This is a genomic window from Stenotrophomonas sp. 220_Sma (assembly GCF_056487375.1).
Genome location: NZ_CM151348.1, coordinates 641,480 through 659,361 on the forward strand (window position 1 = coordinate 641,480; position 17,882 = coordinate 659,361).

At 69.2% G+C, this 17,882-nt stretch carries 12 protein-coding genes; all 12 read left to right on the forward strand.

Annotated features, from left to right (window positions below; genetic code table 11):
• Nucleotides 1-66 precede the first annotated feature (66 nt).
• The 12 genes from ACZLIB_RS03020 (at nucleotide 67) to ACZLIB_RS03075 (ending at nucleotide 17,881) form a co-directional block, all read left to right on the forward strand.
• Nucleotides 67-7,245: an ESPR-type extended signal peptide-containing protein gene (locus ACZLIB_RS03020; RefSeq protein WP_478469141.1), complete on the forward strand. Its 7,179-nt coding sequence runs from the start codon at nucleotides 67-69 to the stop codon at nucleotides 7,243-7,245.
• 157 nt (nucleotides 7,246-7,402) lie between these two features.
• Nucleotides 7,403-9,256, forward strand: coding sequence for a S8 family peptidase (locus ACZLIB_RS03025; protein ID WP_049398129.1), 1,854 nt, complete (start codon nucleotides 7,403-7,405; stop codon nucleotides 9,254-9,256).
• A 136-nt stretch (nucleotides 9,257-9,392) separates the two neighbouring features.
• Entirely contained in the window at nucleotides 9,393-11,117 is a 1,725-nt protein-coding gene (gspE, locus tag ACZLIB_RS03030; protein WP_032130134.1) for a type II secretion system ATPase GspE, read from the forward strand.
• A gap of 24 nt (nucleotides 11,118-11,141) precedes the next feature.
• Nucleotides 11,142-12,362, forward strand: coding sequence for a type II secretion system protein XpsF (gene xpsF, locus ACZLIB_RS03035; protein WP_032130133.1), 1,221 nt, complete (start codon nucleotides 11,142-11,144; stop codon nucleotides 12,360-12,362).
• Between the two features lie 49 nt (nucleotides 12,363-12,411).
• Nucleotides 12,412-12,855 (forward strand): type II secretion system major pseudopilin GspG, encoded by a 444-nt coding sequence (gene gspG, locus ACZLIB_RS03040; RefSeq protein WP_004142831.1) that lies wholly within the window; start codon nucleotides 12,412-12,414, stop codon nucleotides 12,853-12,855.
• Nucleotides 12,856-12,861: 6 nt separating this feature from the next.
• Nucleotides 12,862-13,356, forward strand: a complete 495-nt coding sequence (gene xpsH / locus ACZLIB_RS03045; RefSeq protein ID WP_032130132.1) for a type II secretion system protein XpsH — start codon at nucleotides 12,862-12,864, stop codon at nucleotides 13,354-13,356.
• On the forward strand, nucleotides 13,353-13,772 hold the full coding sequence (xpsI, locus tag ACZLIB_RS03050) for a type II secretion system protein XpsI (protein ID WP_032130131.1): 420 nt from the start codon (nucleotides 13,353-13,355) through the stop codon (nucleotides 13,770-13,772). The genes xpsH and xpsI overlap by 4 nt, the downstream gene beginning before the upstream one ends.
• Complete coding sequence (locus ACZLIB_RS03055; protein ID WP_032130130.1) at nucleotides 13,769-14,401, forward strand: type II secretion system protein J; 633 nt, start codon at nucleotides 13,769-13,771, stop codon at nucleotides 14,399-14,401. The genes xpsI and ACZLIB_RS03055 overlap by 4 nt, the downstream gene beginning before the upstream one ends.
• On the forward strand, nucleotides 14,398-15,261 hold the full coding sequence (locus ACZLIB_RS03060) for a type II secretion system minor pseudopilin (RefSeq protein ID WP_049398127.1): 864 nt from the start codon (nucleotides 14,398-14,400) through the stop codon (nucleotides 15,259-15,261). Before ACZLIB_RS03055 ends, ACZLIB_RS03060 begins: the two co-directional genes overlap by 4 nt.
• Nucleotides 15,258-16,403 (forward strand): PilN domain-containing protein, encoded by a 1,146-nt coding sequence (locus ACZLIB_RS03065; RefSeq protein WP_032130128.1) that lies wholly within the window; start codon nucleotides 15,258-15,260, stop codon nucleotides 16,401-16,403. Before ACZLIB_RS03060 ends, ACZLIB_RS03065 begins: the two co-directional genes overlap by 4 nt.
• Nucleotides 16,378-17,097, forward strand: coding sequence for a type II secretion system protein GspM (gene gspM, locus ACZLIB_RS03070; protein ID WP_049424965.1), 720 nt, complete (start codon nucleotides 16,378-16,380; stop codon nucleotides 17,095-17,097). Before ACZLIB_RS03065 ends, gspM begins: the two co-directional genes overlap by 26 nt.
• The gene (locus tag ACZLIB_RS03075) at nucleotides 17,087-17,881 is read left to right on the forward strand and encodes a hypothetical protein (RefSeq protein WP_478469142.1); all 795 of its coding nucleotides are present in this window, start codon (nucleotides 17,087-17,089) and stop codon (nucleotides 17,879-17,881) included. The genes gspM and ACZLIB_RS03075 overlap by 11 nt, the downstream gene beginning before the upstream one ends.
• The last annotated feature ends 1 nt before the right edge of the window (nucleotide 17,882 follow it).

Consider the following 17,882-nt stretch of genomic DNA (forward strand, 5'->3'; position numbering starts at 1 on the left):
GTTGGGCCGGAAAGCCCAGCGGTGGCGTTGCTTTGCCCAAAACCAGTCCAATCAGGAGCCGTACCGATGAATCGGATTTATCGCAAGGTCTGGAACAAAGCATTGGGTCAGTTGGTGGTGGCCTCGGAACTGGCCTCCTCCGACAGCGGCGGCGGGGTCGTCGACCAGCGCCGCGATGCAACGCAGGCTGCGCCCGCAAGGTTGGCGATGGCACTGGGCCTGGTATTGGGATTGGGCATGAGCGGTATCGCCGCAGCACAGTCGGTGCAGATCGGCGGCAGCGCCACCTGCGTTGCATTCAGCGGCAAGCTGCTCGAAAAGTGCCTGATCGAAGGCTCGGCCACGGCCAAGGGCAGCAACGCGGTGGCGATCGGCAGCAACAGCAATGCCAGTGCGGCCAACAGCGTTGCGCTGGGCGCTGGCTCCAAGGCCACGCGGGCCAACACCGTGTCCGTCGGCGATGCCGGCAAGGAACGGCAGATCGCCAACGTTGCGGCGGGCACCCAGGCGACCGATGCGGTGAACAAGGCGCAGCTGGACGCGCAGGCGCGCGCCACCCAGGCTGCGCTGGCCGACGTTGCCGCAGATGGCAACCGCTATTTCAAGGCCGATGGCGCAGGCGATGACAGCGACGCGGCGAAGATCGACGGGCAGGGCGCAGTTGCGGCCGGTGCGGGTGCGCAGTCGCTGGCCAACGCCACCACCGCCATCGGCACCCAGGCCATTGCCGCTGGCATCGGCGCCAGCGCGTTCGGCCAGGGTGCTTTGGCGATCGGCGATGCCAGCGTGGTGGTCGGGCAGAGCGCTGCGGCCTTCGGTCTCGGCGACACTGCCGTCGGTGCAAGCGCTACCGCCGCCAGCGAAAACGGCGCGGCTACCGCGCTGGGTGCCTTGTCCGAAGCCACCGCCGATGGCGCCACCGCTGTTGGCGGCGGTGCCGTGGCGATGGGCCCGGGCAGCACCGCGCTCGGTCGTGGCGCCACCGCCGCCAACGAAGCATCGATCGCAGTCGGTGCGTTCAGCACGGCTGTCGGTGAATACAGCACCGCGCTGGGTTCCAACTCCGCCGCGGTTGCCACCGGCAGCGTGGCGCTCGGCGCGGGTTCGCTGGCCGACCGCGTCGATACCGTGTCCGTCGGCGCCGCCGGATACGGCCTGACCCGGCAGATCACCAGCGTGGCCGCCGGCACTGAAGACAACGATGCAGTCAATGTCGGTCAGCTGAAGGACGTTGCCGCCGTGGCCGATGCCACCGCCAAGCGCTTCCAGGCTAACGGCAGCAGCAACAGCGATGCCGGTGCACTGGCCGAGGGCGACGAGGCGCTGGCGGCCGGCGAGGCCGCCAATGCCATCGGCAACGGCACCACTGCAGTCGGTGCCGGCGCCACCGCCATCGCGCAGAACGCCACTGCCGTTGGCAACAACGCGCTGGCCTCGGGCCAGAACAGTGCCGCGTTCGGCAACAACGCGCAGGCCAACGGTCCGGGCAGCGTTGCCGTGGGTGGCGCTGCGGTGGATGCCGACGGCAACCCGCTGATCACCAGCGGCGGCGTGCCGGTGGAAACCGGCGCAACCAGCGCAGGCGTCGGCGGCACTGCGGTCGGCGCCAGTGCCGAAGCCAGTGGTTTTGCGGCGTCGTCCTACGGCGTCGGCGCCTATGCGGCCGGTGCGCAGGCGTCGGCCTTCGGCGCCGTGGCCAATGCCATCGGTGACTACTCCACCGCGCTGGGTACGCAGAGCAATGCGACGGGTACCAGCAGCGTCGCCATCGGTGGTCCGGCTGACCTGATCCCCGGCCTGGGCTTCTTCGTGCAGACCCAGGCCAGTGGCGAAGCCGCCACCGCCGTCGGTGCCGGTGCCATCGCCAGTGGCGACCGTGCCGTGGCCAACGGCAGCCTCAGCGAAGCCTCCGGCGCCGAAGCGACCGCGGTCGGCTACTTCGCCTATGCACCGGGCGAGAACGCCAGTGCCCTCGGCGCGCAGACCTGGGCGAGCGGTGCGCAGAGCACGGCCGTGGGTTACTACGCCACCGCACGCGGCGCGAACAGTGTGGCACTCGGCGCGAATTCCGAAGCGGTGCGCGCCAACAGCGTGGCCGTCGGCAGCGCCGGCAACGAGCGGCAGATCACCAGCGTCGCTGCGGGCAGCGAAGCCACCGATGCGGTGAACAAAGCCCAGCTCGACGCCGTGGCCGGCACTGCCGACACCACCGCGCGTTTCTTCCAGGCACAGCCGGAGGCGGGCAGTGATGCTGGCGCACTGGCTGATGGCGAAGGCTCCATCGCTGTGGGTTCGTCGAGCAATGCGATCGGCGCAGGTGCCATTGCACATGGTGCTGCCGCGTCGGCCATCGGCGATGACAGCGTGGCCGTGGGCCGCAACAGCGCGGCCACCGGTAATGGCGGTGTCGCCATCGGTGGCCTCGGCCAGGCCTACGACGAGTTCAACCAGCCGATCATCGGTGCCGATGGCACGGCGCAGCAGGTGGGCACCACCGCTGTTGCCGATGCCACCGCAGTCGGCAGCGGCGCGCAGGCCACCGGGGCTGCCAGCAGCGCCTTCGGCAACGCGGCCAAGGCCAGTGGTGACAACAGCTTCGCCGCAGGCGGCAAGTCGCGCGCCACCGGCAGCTATGCGGTTGCGGTCGGCGACAGCGCATTCGCCAGCAGCGATGACAGCACTGCAGTAGGCGGTTACAGCTGGGCGACTGCCAGTGGCGCAGCAGCATTCGGTTCGGGTGCATGGGCCACTGCCACCAATGCCTCGGCGTTCGGCAACGCGGCCTGGGCCAGTGGCAGCGGCGCAACGTCCATTGGTTACAACAGCTGGGCCAACGGCGCCAGCTCCACAGCGGTCGGCCGTGGTGCCTTCGGCTATGGCGACAACAGCGTGGCGCTGGGCTTCCAGGCGCTGGGCAACAGCATCAACAGCATCGCCATCGGCACCAACACGGTAGCCGGTGGTGAAAGCGCGATCGCGCTGGGTGCGGGCAGCAATGCCAGCGCCAGCAATGCGGTTGCGCTGGGCGCCGGCTCGGTTGCCAACCGTGCGCGCACGGTATCGGTGGGCAGCACTGGCAACGAACGCCAGGTGACCAATGTCGCTGCCGGTACCCAGGCTACCGATGCGGTGAACAAGGCGCAGCTGGATGCCGTGGCAGGCGCAGCAGCCACCACCAGCCGCTTCTTCCAGGCCAGCGGCAACGGCGACGACGTAGCCGGTGCATTGGTGGAAGGTGACAACGCACTGGCGGCCGGTGATGCCGCCAACGCCATCGGCAATGGCGCTACCGCACTGGGCAGCGGCGCCAACGCGTTGGCCAGCAATGCGCAGGCGCTGGGCTTCAATGCGTTGGCGACCGCAGCCAACGCCAGCGCTGTTGGTGCCAACGCACAGGCCACGGGCGAGTACGCCACCGCGCATGGCGCGGAAAGCGAAGCCAGCGGCGAGCAGAGCGCGGCGTTCGGTGCGGCCAGCATCGCCAGCGGCGCCGGTAGCACTGCCAATGGCGTGCTGTCCGAAGCGTCCGGCGAAGAGGCCGTGGCCGTGGGCTACTTCAGCAATGCCAGTGGTGACGCGGCCACCGCTGTCGGTAGCGAGAGCGTAGCCAGTGGTACGGCGTCGGCGGCCTTCGGTATCGGTGCCGAAGCCAGCGGCGGTTACAGCACCGCCATCGGTGGCTACGCGCAGGCCTCGGCGTTCAATGCCACCGCGTTCGGCAACTTTGCCAATGCCTCCGGTTCCAACAGCGTGGCCGTGGGTGGCGACTCGGAAGCCTCCGGTGCCTACAGCACTGCAACCGGCCAGGGCAGCCTGGCCACCGGCACGAACAGTGTCGCCGTCGGCGGCTCGCTGTTCGGTCTGCTGGCCACCGAGGCATCGGGCAACTACTCCACTGCGGTGGGTGGTGGCGCCTGGTCGGGGGGCATCAACAGCACCGCACTGGGCAACGCCGCCGAATCGCGCGGTGCCAACAGCGTGGCGCTGGGTGCGGACTCGATTGCCGACCGCGACAACACCGTGTCGGTGGGCGGCGGTGGCAACACCCGCCAGATCACCAACGTGGCCGATGGCACGCAGGGTAATGATGCGGTCAACAGGAATCAGCTCGATGCCGTAGCCGCGGCAGCGGAAAAGACCAGCCGGCAGTTCCAGGCCAGCGGCAATGCCGATGGTGAAACCGGGGCGCTGGTGGAGGGCGACAACGCGCTGGCCGCAGGTGACGCCGCCAATGCCATCGGCAACGGCGCCACCGCGCTGGGTAGTGGTGCCAATGCGCTCGCGGCCAACGCCACGGCGGTAGGCATCGATGCGCTGGCCACCGGCAGCAACGCGGCTGCCCTGGGCAGCACGGCACAGGCCACCGGCGAAGACAGCCTGGCGCTCGGTACCGGCGCCAGCGCCAGTGAACTGGGCGCAAGCGCGGTCGGCGCGCGCGCGCAGGCCAGCGGTGCCTACAGCACGGCCACGGGCACTGAAGCCAATGCCAGCGGCACCCAGGCACTGGCCAGCGGCTTCCGCAGTGCCGCGTCCGCCGATGGCACTACCGCTGTCGGCGGTTATGCCGAAGCCAGCGGTCGGCTCGGCACGGCACTGGGCTACGGTTCGGCGGCCAGTGGCGCCAACACCACGGCGGTCGGCTTCGGTGCCGCCGCCGCCGGTACCGGTGCAGTAGCGGTCGGTCAGTCCAGCGAAGCCAGTGGCGAAGAAAGCGTGGCGATCGGTGGCAGCACCTTCTTCGGCCTGATCCCCTCGCGTGCCAGTGGCACCGGTGCTGCGGCATTCGGTGCGGGCGCGTGGGCCACCGAAGACTACGCCACGGCGATTGGCTGGAATTCGTGGGCGGCGGGCAGCAGTGCCACCGCACTGGGTGCCAATGCCACCGCCAACGGCAGCAACAGCGTCGCGCTCGGCGCCGGCTCCAAGGCCGACCGTGACAACACGGTGGCTGTCGGCAAGGCGGGCGGTGAGCGCCAGGTCACCCATGTCGCAGCCGGTACCGAAGCCACCGATGCGGTGAACAAGGGCCAGTTGGATACGGTCGCCAGCGTTGCCGACAAGACCAGCCGGCAGTTCCAGGCCAGCGGCAATGCCGATGGCGAGGCCGGTGCCCTGGTGGACGGTGACAACGCACTGGCCGCCGGCAACGCGGCCAATGCGCTCGGCAACGGCGCCACTGCGCTGGGCAGTGGTGCCAACGCCATGGCCGCCAATGCCACGGCCGTGGGCTTCGATGCACTGGCCACCGGCAACAATGCGGCCGCACTGGGCAACGCGGCGCAGGCTGCTGGTGTCGACAGCGTGGCCGTGGGCAGCGGTGCCAGCGCCAGCGAACTCGGCGCCAGCGCTACCGGTGCCGGTGCCCAGGCCAAGGGCGCCTACAGCACCGCCAGCGGCGCGCAGGCCACGGCCAGCGGCACCCAGTCGCAGGCCAGTGGTTTCCGCGCCAATGCTTCGGCCGATGGCGCTTCGGCGCTGGGCAGCTATGCCGAAGCCAGTGGCCGCCTCGGTACTGCGGTCGGCTATGGCAGCAAGGCCACCGGCGCCAATGCCACTGCGGTGGGTGTCAGTGCCAACGCGTCGGCGGCCGGCAGCATCGCACTGGGCGCAGGCTCGGTGGCCGACCGTGCCAACACCGTGTCGGTGGGCAGCAGTACCAGTGATCGTCAGATCACCCGCGTCGCTGCCGGTACCGAGCGCACCGATGCGGTCAATCGTGGCCAGCTTGATGCGGTCGCAGCGACCGCCGATGGCACGGCACGTTACGTCAAGGCCACCGGCGCAGGTATCGCCAGCGCCAGCGGCAGTGATGCCGCCGCGATCGGTTCGGCGGCCAGTGCCAGCGGCGCACGCAGCAATGCGCTGGGCGCCAACGCGATGGCGATCGGCAACGGTGCACTTGCACTGGGCAACAGTGCCGGCGCGTCCGGTGCCAACTCGGTGGCGCTGGGTGCGGGCTCGCGTGCGCTCGATGCCAACGTGGTGTCGGTCGGCGGTGGCAATGGCACCGATGGTCCAGCCACGCGCCGCATCGTCAATGTGGCCGATGGCCGCATCGCCGCCGGCAGCAGCGATGCCATCACCGGCTCCCAGCTCAACGTCACCAACCAGCGGGTGGGCGCGGTGGAAACGCGCGTGGGCGATTTCGATTCGCGCATCGCCACCGTGGAAACCACCGCGGCCAGCGCGGTCGGCTACGACGACGCCAGCCGTGACCGCCTGACCCTGTCCGGCTTCCAGGGCACCACCATCGACAACGTCGGTGCCGGCAGCATCGCTGCGGGCAGTCGCCAGGCGATCAACGGCGGCCAGCTGTTCCAGTCGCTCAGCGATGCCGCCAGCTTCCTCGGCGGCGGTGCCAGCGTCGGCATGCAGGGGGTGTTCGTGGCTCCGAACTACGTGATCCAGGGCGCCACCTACAGCAACGTCGGCGATGCGCTCGGCGCGCTGGACCGCAAGGTCAGCGAGATCGACCGCAGAACCGCCGGTGGCTCGCGTGCCGGGACTGCCAACCTGCGCGCGATGAGTGCCTCGCTGGATGAGAGCCCGCTGGCCAGCTCCGCTGATGCACCTGCAACGGCCGACGCGGCACCGGCCAGCACCGCGCGCGTGCAGGGCACGCCGACCGCCGCCGCAGCGGGTGCCGGCATTCCGGTGGGCACGCCGGCAAACGGCTTCAATGCCGTCGCCATGGGCGAGGGCGCTGTCGCCAGCGGCGCCTCGTCCACGGCCATCGGCCAGGGCGCCAATGCCACCGCGGCGAACGCGGTGGCGCTGGGCCAGGGCTCGGTTGCCGATCGTGCCAACACGGTCTCGGTGGGCAGTGAAGGCAACGAGCGCCAGGTCACCAATGTGGCGGCGGGTACCACGGCCACCGATGCGGTCAACAAGGGCCAGCTCGACCGTGGCATGGCCACGGCCAACAGCTACACCGACAGCCGCGTCCAGGCCGTCGCCGACAGCTTCGATGTGTTCAAGGGCGAGATCGACGGACGCCTGCGCCACATGGATCGCCGCATCGACCGCCAGGGTGCGATGAGCGCGGCGATGCTCAACATGGCCACCAGTGCCGCCGGTATCCGCACCCAGAACCGGGTCGGCGTCGGCATTGGTTTCCAGGGCGGCGAGTCGGCGTTGTCGCTGGGCTACCAGCGTGCGATCAGCGATCGCGCCACGGTGACCTTCGGCGGTGCTTTCAGCAGCGACGACAGCTCGGTTGGCGTCGGTGCCGGCTTCGGCTGGTAAGCCACTCCATCGCGCCGGCGGCCACCCACGCCGGCGCAGCACCTGCAGTGAGGGCCTGGGGGGAGGTCACGGCAATCCCGGCTGGGCCGGCCGGGAGTCGTCAAGGAATGATGGCCGCAGTGTTGGTTCGATCCATGACCCAGAAGAGGAATTCGACGTGATCAAGAAGCAGAACCTTCGCATCAATGTGCTTGCCGCCGCCGTGCTGTCGATGACGGCCGTCGGTGCCGTCCACGCCGCCGGCCTGCCGACCCGCGAACCGGTGCGCCAGGCCAGCACCGCCCAGCCGGGCGCCGAGCGCATCATCGTCAAGTACCGGGCCGGCGCTGCCGCCGCCACCGACCGCTCGGCGAAGCTGTCCACCGTGCAGTCGGCGCTGACCCGGGCCAGCCTGTCCGGCGGTACCTCACGTGCCAGTACCCTCGGCCCGCAGGTGGTACGCAAGCTCGCTACCGGTGCGGACCTGATCCGCGTGCAGGGCCGCCTGGCCCCGGCCGAACTGCAGCGTGTGCTGAAGGAACTGCAGGCCGACCCGTCGGTGCAGTACGCCGAAGCCGACGTCAAGCTGCGCCGCACCGAGCTGCGTGCCGGCGACGTACAGCCGGCGCTGGTGCCGAACGATCCCTTCTACCAGCAGAACCAGTGGCACCTGCACAACGCCGTCGGCGGCATCAACGCACCGGCGGCATGGGATGTCTCGCAGGGTGAGGGCATCGTGGTGGCGGTGATCGATACCGGCATCCTGCCGCAGCATCCGGACCTGGTCGGCAACCTGCTGGAGGGTTACGACTTCATCAGCGATGCGGAGACCTCGCGGCGCCCGACCAACGATCGTGTGCCGGGTGCGCAGGACTACGGTGACTGGGTCGAGAACGACAACGAGTGCTATGACGGCTCGCTGGCAGAGGACAGTTCCTGGCACGGCACCCACGTCGCCGGCACCGTGGCCGAACAGACCAACAACGGCGTCGGCATGGCCGGTGTCGCCTACAAGGCCAAGGTGCTGCCGGTGCGCGTGCTGGGCAAGTGCGGCGGCTACCTGTCCGACATCGCCGACGCGGTGGTCTGGGCATCGGGTGGCACGGTGACCGGCATCCCGGCCAACACCAACCCGGCCGAGATCATCAACATGAGCCTGGGCGGCAGCGGCGCCTGCGGCAGCACCTACCAGGACGCCATCAACGGCGCCATCTCGCGCGGTACCACGGTGGTGGTGGCGGCCGGCAATGAGACCGACAACGCGTCCAAGTACCGTCCGGCCAGCTGCGAAGGCGTGGTGACCGTGGGTGCCACGCGCATCACCGGTGGCATCACCTACTACTCAAACTATGGCACCCGCGTGGACCTGTCCGGTCCGGGTGGCGGCGGCAGTGTCGACGGCAACCCGGGTGGCTACATCTGGCAGACCGGCTCCAATGCGGCGACCACGCCGGAATCGGGCACGCCGGGTTACATGGGCATGGGCGGTACCTCGATGGCCTCGCCGCATGTGGCCGCCGTTGCTGCACTGGTGCAGAGCGCGCTGATCGCCAAGGGCAAGGATCCGCTGACCCCGGCCGCGATGCGTACCCTGCTGAAGGAAACCGCACGTCCGTTCCCGGTCGCCATCCCGGCAGCCACGCCGATCGGTACCGGCATCCTCGATGCCAAGGCCGCGCTGGCCAAGGCACTGGAAGAACCGTGCACCGAGAACTGCGGGCCGGTGGCCACGCCGCTGACCAACAAGGCTGCCGTCGGTGGCCTGTCCGGTGCGGCCGGCAGCAGCAAGCTCTACAGCTTCGAAGCGGCTGCCGGCAAGCAGTTCAGCGTGATCACCTACGGTGGCACCGGCAACGTTTCGGTCTACGTGGCTGAAGGCCGTGAGCCCAGTGCCAGCGACAACGACGCCAAGTCGACCCGTCCGGGCACCTCCGAGACGGTGCGGGTGACCAAGCCGGTGGCGGCCACCTACTACATCAAGGTGGTGGGTGAAGCGGCCTACAACGGGGTGAGCATTCTCGCCACGCAGTAAGCTTGAACTGTCGTAGTTGAATGGCCGAAGCCCGTCATCCCATGTGACGGGCTTCGTCTTTTTACGAAAGGTGGCGCAGGGGCGGCGGAAATCATGGCTTAACTGTTAAAGTCGAGCCGATTGACAGGAGAGTCATGTGAACGCGCTTGCTGCTACCGCCGCTGCCGACGACGCTGAAGGCCGCATCCTGGATGCGCTGCTGGCGCGCGGCCGGCTGAAGGAAGGCGATCTGGCACGTGCGCGGCCGCTGCACGCAGAGGCCGGCGGCAGCCTGCTGGGCCTGCTGGTGCGGCTGGGGCTGGTCTCCGAGCGTGACCAGGCCCAGGCCAGCGCCGAAGTGCTGGGGCTGCCGCTGCTGGAAGGCAAACAGCTGCCGGAAGCACCGCCACAAGGGCTGGCGGAAGGCTTGCCGTTGTCGCTGCGCTTCCTCAAGCAGTTCCATGTCTGCCCGCTCGCGCTGGATGAACAGGGGGTCCGGCTGTGGCTGGCCGATGCCCATGATCCTTATCCGCAGCAGGCCGTGCAGCTGGCACTGGGTGTACCGGTGACACCGGTGCTGGGCATGCGCGCAGAAATTGATGACCTGGTCGAACGCTGGTTCGGCCAGGGCCGCAGCGCGATGGGCGCGATCGTCGAAACCGCCGATGGCGAGGGCGGTGCGGTCGATGACATCGAGCATCTGCGTGACCTCGCCTCGGAAGCGCCGGTGATCCGCCTGGTCAACCTGGTGATCCAGCGCGCGGTGGAACTGCGCGCTTCGGACATCCATGTCGAACCGTTCGAAAGCCGGTTGAAGGTGCGTTACCGCGTCGATGGCGTGCTGGTGGAAGGCGAAAGCCCGCCGGCCAACCTCACTGCTGCGGTGATCAGCCGCATCAAGATCATGGCCCGGCTCAACATCGCCGAGCGCCGCCTGCCGCAGGACGGCCGCATCATGCTGCGCGTGCAGGGCAAGGAGCTGGACCTGCGCGTGAGCACGGTGCCGACCGCGCACGGCGAAAGCGTGGTGATGCGATTGCTGGACCGCGAAACGGTGGTGTTCGATTTCCATCGTCTCGGTTTCACTGACGCCTTCCTGCCGCAGTTCCGCAAGGTGCTGGAACAGCCGCACGGCATCCTGCTGGTGACCGGCCCGACCGGTTCAGGCAAGACCACCACGCTGTACACCGCGCTGAGCCAGCTGAACACTGCCGACGTCAAGATCATCACGGTCGAAGACCCGGTGGAATACCAGATCGAAGGCATCAACCAGATCCAGGCCAAGCCGCAGATCGGCCTCGACTTCGCCAACGCCCTGCGCAGCATCGTGCGCCAGGACCCGGACATCATCATGATCGGCGAAATGCGCGACCTGGAAACCGCGCGCATCGCGATCCAGTCGGCGCTGACCGGCCACCTGGTGCTGTCCACCCTGCATACCAACAACGCAGCCGGCGGCATCACCCGCCTGCTCGACATGGGCGTGGAAGACTATCTGCTCACCTCCACCATCAACGGCATCCTGGCCCAGCGCCTGGTGCGTCGGCTGGAGCCGACCCATGCCGAGCGCTATGAAGCCTCGCCGGAAGAGATCGAACGCTTCGAGCTGCGCCGCCTGCAGCCGGAAGGACCGATCTACCTGTACCGCCCGAAGCCCTCCGCGCTGGCGCCGACCGGTTACCTCGGCCGGACCACCATCATGGAATTCCTGGTGATGAACGACGCGCTACGGCGCGCGGTGATGCGCCGCGACGGCATGGGCGAGATCGAACGCATTGCCCGCGAAGCCGGTATGCGCACGATGTACGAAGATGGCCTGTCCAAGGCCCTCAGTGGTCAGACGACCATCGAGGAAGTCCTGCGCGTCACCGAGGAAAGCTGATGCGCGCAGGACGCCGGGGCTGACATGCCGACCTACCGTTACAAGGCACTGAATCCGCACGGCGAGATCTTCGACGGGCAGATGGAAGCGGCAAGCGAGGCCGAGCTGGTCGCGCGCCTGCAGGACCAGGGCCATCTGCCGATGGAGACCCAGCTGGCCGATGGCGGTGCGATCGGTGGCAGTACCTGGCGCAACCTGTTCCGCCAACGGCCGCTGCAGGGCGCGGCATTGCTGCAGTTCACCCAGCAGCTGGCGACACTGCTCGGTGCAGGCCAGCCGCTGGATCGCGCGCTGTCGATCCTGCTCGGGTTGCCCGAAGACGAACGCTCGCGCCGCGCGATCACCGACATCCGCGATGTGGTGCGCGGTGGCGCGCCGCTGTCGACCGCACTGGAGCGCCAGCATGGGTTGTTCTCGCGCCTGTACGTGAACATGGTGCGGGCCGGTGAAGCCGGCGGCAGCCTGCACGAAACCCTGCAGCGCCTGGCCGACTACCTCGAACGCAGCCGCGCGCTGCAGGGCAAGGTGATCAACGCGCTGGTGTACCCGGCCATCCTGCTGGTGGTGGTGGGCGGCGCGCTGCTGTTCCTGCTCGGCTACGTGGTGCCGCAGTTCGCGCAGATGTACGAGAGCCTGGATGTGGCGCTGCCGTGGTTCACCAACGCGGTGCTGCAGCTGGGCCTGTTCGTGCGCGACTGGTGGGTGTTGCTGCTGGTGGTGCCAGGGATACTTGCGCTGTTCTTCGAACGCAAGGCGCGGCAACCAGCCTTCCGGCTGGCGCTGGATGGCTGGCTGCTGCAGCGTCGCGGCATTGGCCGCCTGCTCGGTGAACTGGAAACCGCGCGGCTGGCCCGCACGCTGGGCACGCTGCTGCGCAATGGCGTGCCGCTGCTGGGTGCCTTGGGCATCGCCCGCAACGTGCTGGGCAACCGCGCGCTGGCCGCCGATGTGGAAGCCGCCGCGGATGAAGTGAAGAACGGTACCGGCCTGTCGCTGGCGCTGTCGCGCGGCAAGCGTTTCCCGCGCCTGGCGCTGCAGATGATCCAGGTCGGCGAGGAATCCGGTGCACTCGATACCATGCTGCTGAAAGCGGCCGATACCTTCGAGCAGGACAGCGCCCGGCGCATCGACCGCCTGCTGGCGGCGATGGTGCCGGCGATCACCCTGGTGCTGGCCTCGGTGGTCGGTGCGGTGATCGTTGCCGTGCTGGTGCCGCTGTACGACCTGACCAATGCCATCGGTTGACGATGGATCCCTACGCAACCCCGACACTCCGCAACTGAAAGGACCGACCATGATTGCTTCCCGTCGACCGATCCGCCTTTCCTTCACCGCCGCGCGCAACCAGTCGGGCATGAGCCTGCTGGAAATCATCATCGTCATCGTGCTGATCGGTGCGGTGCTGACCCTGGTCGCCAGCCGCGTGCTGGGCGGCGCCGATCGCGGCAAGGCCAACATCGCCAAGGCGCAGGTGCAGACCGTTGCGTCCAAGGTCGACAATTACCAGATCGATACCGGCAAGCTGCCCGGCTCGCTCAACGATCTGGTGACCGCACCGGCGGGTGTCGGTGGCTGGCTGGGGCCGTATGCCAAGCCGGCTGACCTGAACGACCCGTGGGGCCACGCGCTGGAGTACCGTGCGCCGGGCGAAGGCCAGCCGTACGAGCTGATCAGCCTCGGCAAGGATGGAAAGGCCGGCGGCAGCAGCGTCGATGCCGACATCCGCTACCAGCCGTAATCCTGCATGACGTATTTCCTGCCGCGCCGGCTGCCTCGCCCGCGCCTGCACGGCAGGCGCGCAGCGGGCCTGTCGCTGCTGGAAATGCTGCTGGTGATCGCGCTGATCGCAGCGATCGGCCTGATTACCGCCGCCGGCCTGTCGCGCGGCTTCGCCGGCATGCAGCTGCGCAGCGCCGGCAAGGACATCGCCAACCAGCTGCGGGTGGTACGCGCGCAGGCGATCGCCCGCGGCGAGCCGCAGCGCTTTGTCATCGAACCGGCAAAGCGGCGCTGGGAAGGCGCCAACCAGCGCCATGGTGACGTGCCGGCACAGCTGCAGGTGCAGTTCGAAGGCGCCGCGCAGCTGGCCACCGCGCCAGGGCAGGGCGTGATCGAGTTCCATCCCGATGGTGGCTCCAGCGGTGGCCGCATCCGGCTGCAGCGTGACGATGCCGAATGGCGCATCGACGTGGGCTGGCTGACCGGTGAGGTCCGCTCCGGCCCCTGGCGGGCACAATGAAGCGGCACGTTCGCGGCTTCACCCTGCTTGAAGTGATCATCGCCTTTGCCCTGCTCGGGCTGGCGCTGACCCTGCTGCTGGGCAGTCTGTCCGGTGGTGCCAGGCAGGTGCGCGAGGCCGAGCTGCGCACGCGCGCGATACTGCATGCGCAGTCGCTGCTGGCCGAAACCGGTGTCGCCACGCCACTGCAGGTGGGTAGCCAGCAGGGCGACTGGGAACAGGGACGCTACCACTGGGAGCTGCAGGTGCAGCCGTGGGTGGAGCCACGTGCCGGCAACGCCGTGCAGTCACAGTCGGCCGGTGCCCCCTGGCTGGCCGAACTGCAGCTGCAGGTGCGTTGGGGCGACAGCGAACGCGAGCAGCTGCGCTGGCGCAGCCTGCGCCTGCTGCCGCCGGACCTGGAGAGCGCGCGATGAAGCGCCGCGCCGCGGGTTTCACGCTGGTTGAAGTGATGCTGGCCACGGTGCTGCTGGCCGGTGGCCTGGCGCTGGCGTTCGCCAGCGTCCGCTCGGCAATGGCGGTCAGCCAGCGTGGCGAGCAGATCGCGGCCGAGAGTGAGCGCATGCGCGCGGTGCAGTCGCTGTTGCGGCGGCAGCTGGCCGGTGCGCTGCGCACGCCGCTGGAAGTACCCGATCCCACCCGCGAACCGATCTTCTTCCAGGGCGAAGAGCAGCGCATGTTGTTCGCCGCCGATCTGCCGGGCTACCTCGGCCGCGGCGGACCCTACCTGCACGCGCTGCAGGTGGACGGCCGCGATGGCCAGCAGCGCCTGCTGCTGGACCTGGTGCTGCTGCAGGAAGGCGAGCGCATCGCCGAGAACCCGCCGCGCCCGCCGGAAGTGCTGGTGGAAAACCTGAAGTCGGTACAACTGCGCTATCGCGGCATCGATGCCAGTACCGGCCAGGTGAGCGACTGGATGCCGCGCTGGGACGATACCCGCCGCCTGCCGATGCTGGTGGAGATCAAGATCGTCCCGGCCAGGGGCGCGCCCTGGCCGACGCTGGTGGTGGCGCCGCGCAACGGTGGCAGCGGAGGCGCGCGATGAACCGGCAACGCGGTGCGGCACTGGTACTGGTGCTGTGGTTGATCGCATTGATGACCGCGCTGGTCGGTGCGTTCGCGCTGAGCGCACGGGTCGAGCATCTGCAGCAGCGGGTGCTGGATGACGATGCACGCGGCCAGGAACGGGCGCGCGCCGGCCTGGAGTACGCGCTGCTGCGCCTGTCCGCCGATCCGCTGCGGGCGCCCTGGCGCGCTGATGGCCGAACCTACCGCTGGCAGTTCGATGACGCCAGCATCGAAATCAAGGTGCTGGACGAGAACGGCAAGATCAACCTGAACCTGGCCGACGTGACCTTGCTGACCGCGTTCCTCAAGGCGCTCGGCGAAGACGAAGGGGCAGCCCGGCAGCTGGCCGGTGCCATTGTCGACTGGCGTGATGAAGACAGCCTGCTGCAGCCGGGCGGCGGTGCCGAAGCCCCGGACTATGCGGCGGCGGGGTTGCCGTATGGCCCACGCAACAAGCGTTTCGAGACGCTCGGTGAACTGCAGCGGGTACTGGGCATGCGCGGCCCGCTGTACAAGGCCATGCTGCCGCACCTGACCCTGTACAGCCGCCAGGCACGCCCGGATCCCCAGTTCGCCAGCGCGCCGGTGCTGACCGCACTGGGCCTGGATGCGGATACCGTGCTGGCGCAGCGCGCACAGCAGGAGCGTGACGCAGATACCGCTGGCGGTGCGACAACGCTTGCCAGCAGCAGCGGCACCTATAGTATCGAGTCTCGTGCAACCGACGGCAGTGGACGCCGGTCGGTGTTGCAGGCAGTGGTACGCAATGGCTCGGGCGGGGTTCCCGGGCGGTCCTACACAGTGCTTCGCTGGGAGCAGGGAATGACAGCAAGATGACGGCATGGCAGGACAGTGTGCGGCAGGTGCAGGGCCGGATCGGCCCTGGCGCCGGCCGTTTCCTGCGCTGGTGGCGGCAATCGCTGCTGGCCTGGGTGCCGGCACGTTGGCAGTGGGCACTGGGCTGGGCACAGGCGCGCCTGCTGCTGCAGCGCCAGGGTGAGCAGCTGCAGGTCTGGCGAGAGGCCGGAGAACGCCGCGAAGCAGTTGCCAGCGTGCCATGGCCGCTGTCGCCGGCCGAACTGGACCGCGTGCTGGAACCGCGACTGCGCAGCCTGCCGCGGGTGTGGCTGCTGCCGGCCAGCGAGGTACTGCGTCGTCATCTGCGCCTGCCTGCGGCTGCGGCCGACCGGCTGCGCGCCGTGGTCGGTTTCGAGATCGACCGCCAGACGCCGTTCGAATCCAGCCAGGTCAGCTATGACGTGCGTGAACTCGGGGGCGCCGCCGAGGGCCAGCTGCAGGTCGAACTGATCGCCTGGCCACTGCGCCAGCTTGAGGCGTGGCGGGCCAGCGTGGGCGAATGGGCCGATGCACTGGCCGGTGTCGATGCCATCGACACCGAGGGTGAACCCCTGCAGGTGAATCTGCTGCCACCGGGGCAGCGCCAGCTGCGGGCAGACCCGACGCGGCGCTGGAATGTGCTGCTGGCCGTGGCCGCGCTGGTGATGCTGGTGCTGGCGGCCCTGCAGCTGCTCGACAACCGCCGCGCCGCCGCCGACGAACTGCGTGCGCAGGTCGAGCGCAGTGCACGCAGTGCGCGTGGTGTCGCCAGCGAACGCGCGCAGCTGCAGGCGCTGATCGATGGTGCCGCATTCCTGGAAAAGCAGCGCAGCCAGCGCGCCGGAACGGTGGAAATCTGGAATGAACTGACCCGGCGCCTGCCGGAGGGCACCTACCTGGAAAAGCTGGCCATCGAGAACAACAACCTGCAGCTGATCGGCCTGAGCCGCGAGGCCTCGCAGCTGGTGCAGCTGCTGCAGGACGCACCGCAGTGGCGCAAGGTCAATCTGACCGGCGTACTGCAGGCCGATGGCGCCGCCAGTGGCCGTGACCGCTTCACCATGACCGCCGAACTGCAGCCGTTGCCGGCTGCGGCCCCGACCCGGGAGGCGGCCGATGCCGATGCCAAGCGCACGCCGTGACCGCTGGCTGGCACTGGCGCTGCTGCTGGCAGTGCTGGGCCTGGCGTACCTGCTGCTGGTGCACCCCTGGTTCACCCAGCCACTGCGCGAAATCGACGCCGACGTGGCCGCCCTGCGCGAGCGCGAGCAGCGCGTGCAGGCGCAGCTGCAGCAGCAGCCGCAGATCGAACAGCGCCTGCGCGCCACCCGCGAGGCACTGCAGCAGCGGCCGGGCTTCCTGCGCGAAGCCACCGCCGAAGCTGCGGCCGCTGCGCTGGGCGCGAAGCTGCAGGATGCGGTGGCGATGGCCAGCCCGGGCAACCGCAGCTGCACCATCAGCAACCGTACGCCACTGACCGACAACCGCCGTGACGCCGAATTCGTGCGCGTGGCCATGCAGGTGCGCCTGCGTTGCGGTGTGGCCGAACTGGCCACGGTGCTGCACAGCCTGGAAACCGGCAGCCCGCGCCTGTTCGTCGACAACCTCAACCTGATCGCGCAGCGCTTCCAGCAGTCGCCCAACGAGTCCGGGCTCGGCCTGGACGTGTCGTTCGAACTGGCCGGTTACCTGCTGCCCGGTGCTGCGGCCGATGGCGCTGCGCCGGCACCTGCAGCCGAACCGGGCGCGGCGCCGCAACCGCCTTCGGCCACACCTTCACCGGCCGCCGCACCGGCTGCGCCGGAAGAAGGGCAGGAGGTGGCCGATGAAGCTTGAGCAGATCAGCCTGCGCACCGGCTTCCTGCTGGCACTGGCCGGCTGGGCGGCAGCGGTCTGGCTGGCCACCGGCTTCGGTCTGGGCAGCCAGCTGCCAGGTGCGGACGGTGATGCCGATGCGGTGCCTTCGTTGCCGGTGCTGCCGCCGTTGGCCGCAGAACGCATGGCCAGCGCCGAAAGCTACAGCGCGATCGGCGAGCGACCGCTGTTCGCCGAGGACCGCAGGCCGAAGCCCTACCTGCTCGGCGGCAGCGAGCCCGCCGCCAGCGCCGCGCTGCGCCTGACCGGCGTGCTGCTGACCGGCGACTTCGGCATGGCCACCTTCACCACCGAACAGAACCGCTCGCTGCGCCTGCGCCTCAACGGTGAAGCCGTCGACGGCTGGCAGCTGGTCGCACTGCAGCCGCGCCAGGCCACCGTGATCGGCCCCGGTGGCAACCAGGTGCTGGAACTGGCGGTATTCAACGGGCAGGGGGGGGAACCGCCGACCGTGCTGCGCGGCGCCAACGGTGCGCCACCGGCCGGTGCGATCGTTGTGCCGCCACCGGCAGGCGCTCCGCCGGCACCGCTGCCGGCTGCGGCAACCGCATCGCCGTCGCCTGCTGGCAGTGCGCCAGCATCCTCGGCTGCGGCGGCCGCCACACCGCCTGCCAACAACAACGGCCCCAGCGAAGCGCAGATGCAGGCCATCCGCGAACGCATCCAGGCCCGTCGCCGCCAGCTGCAGCAACAACAACAGCAGCAACAACCGTCGCCGCCCCCGGGCGATGGCACCAACCGATAGA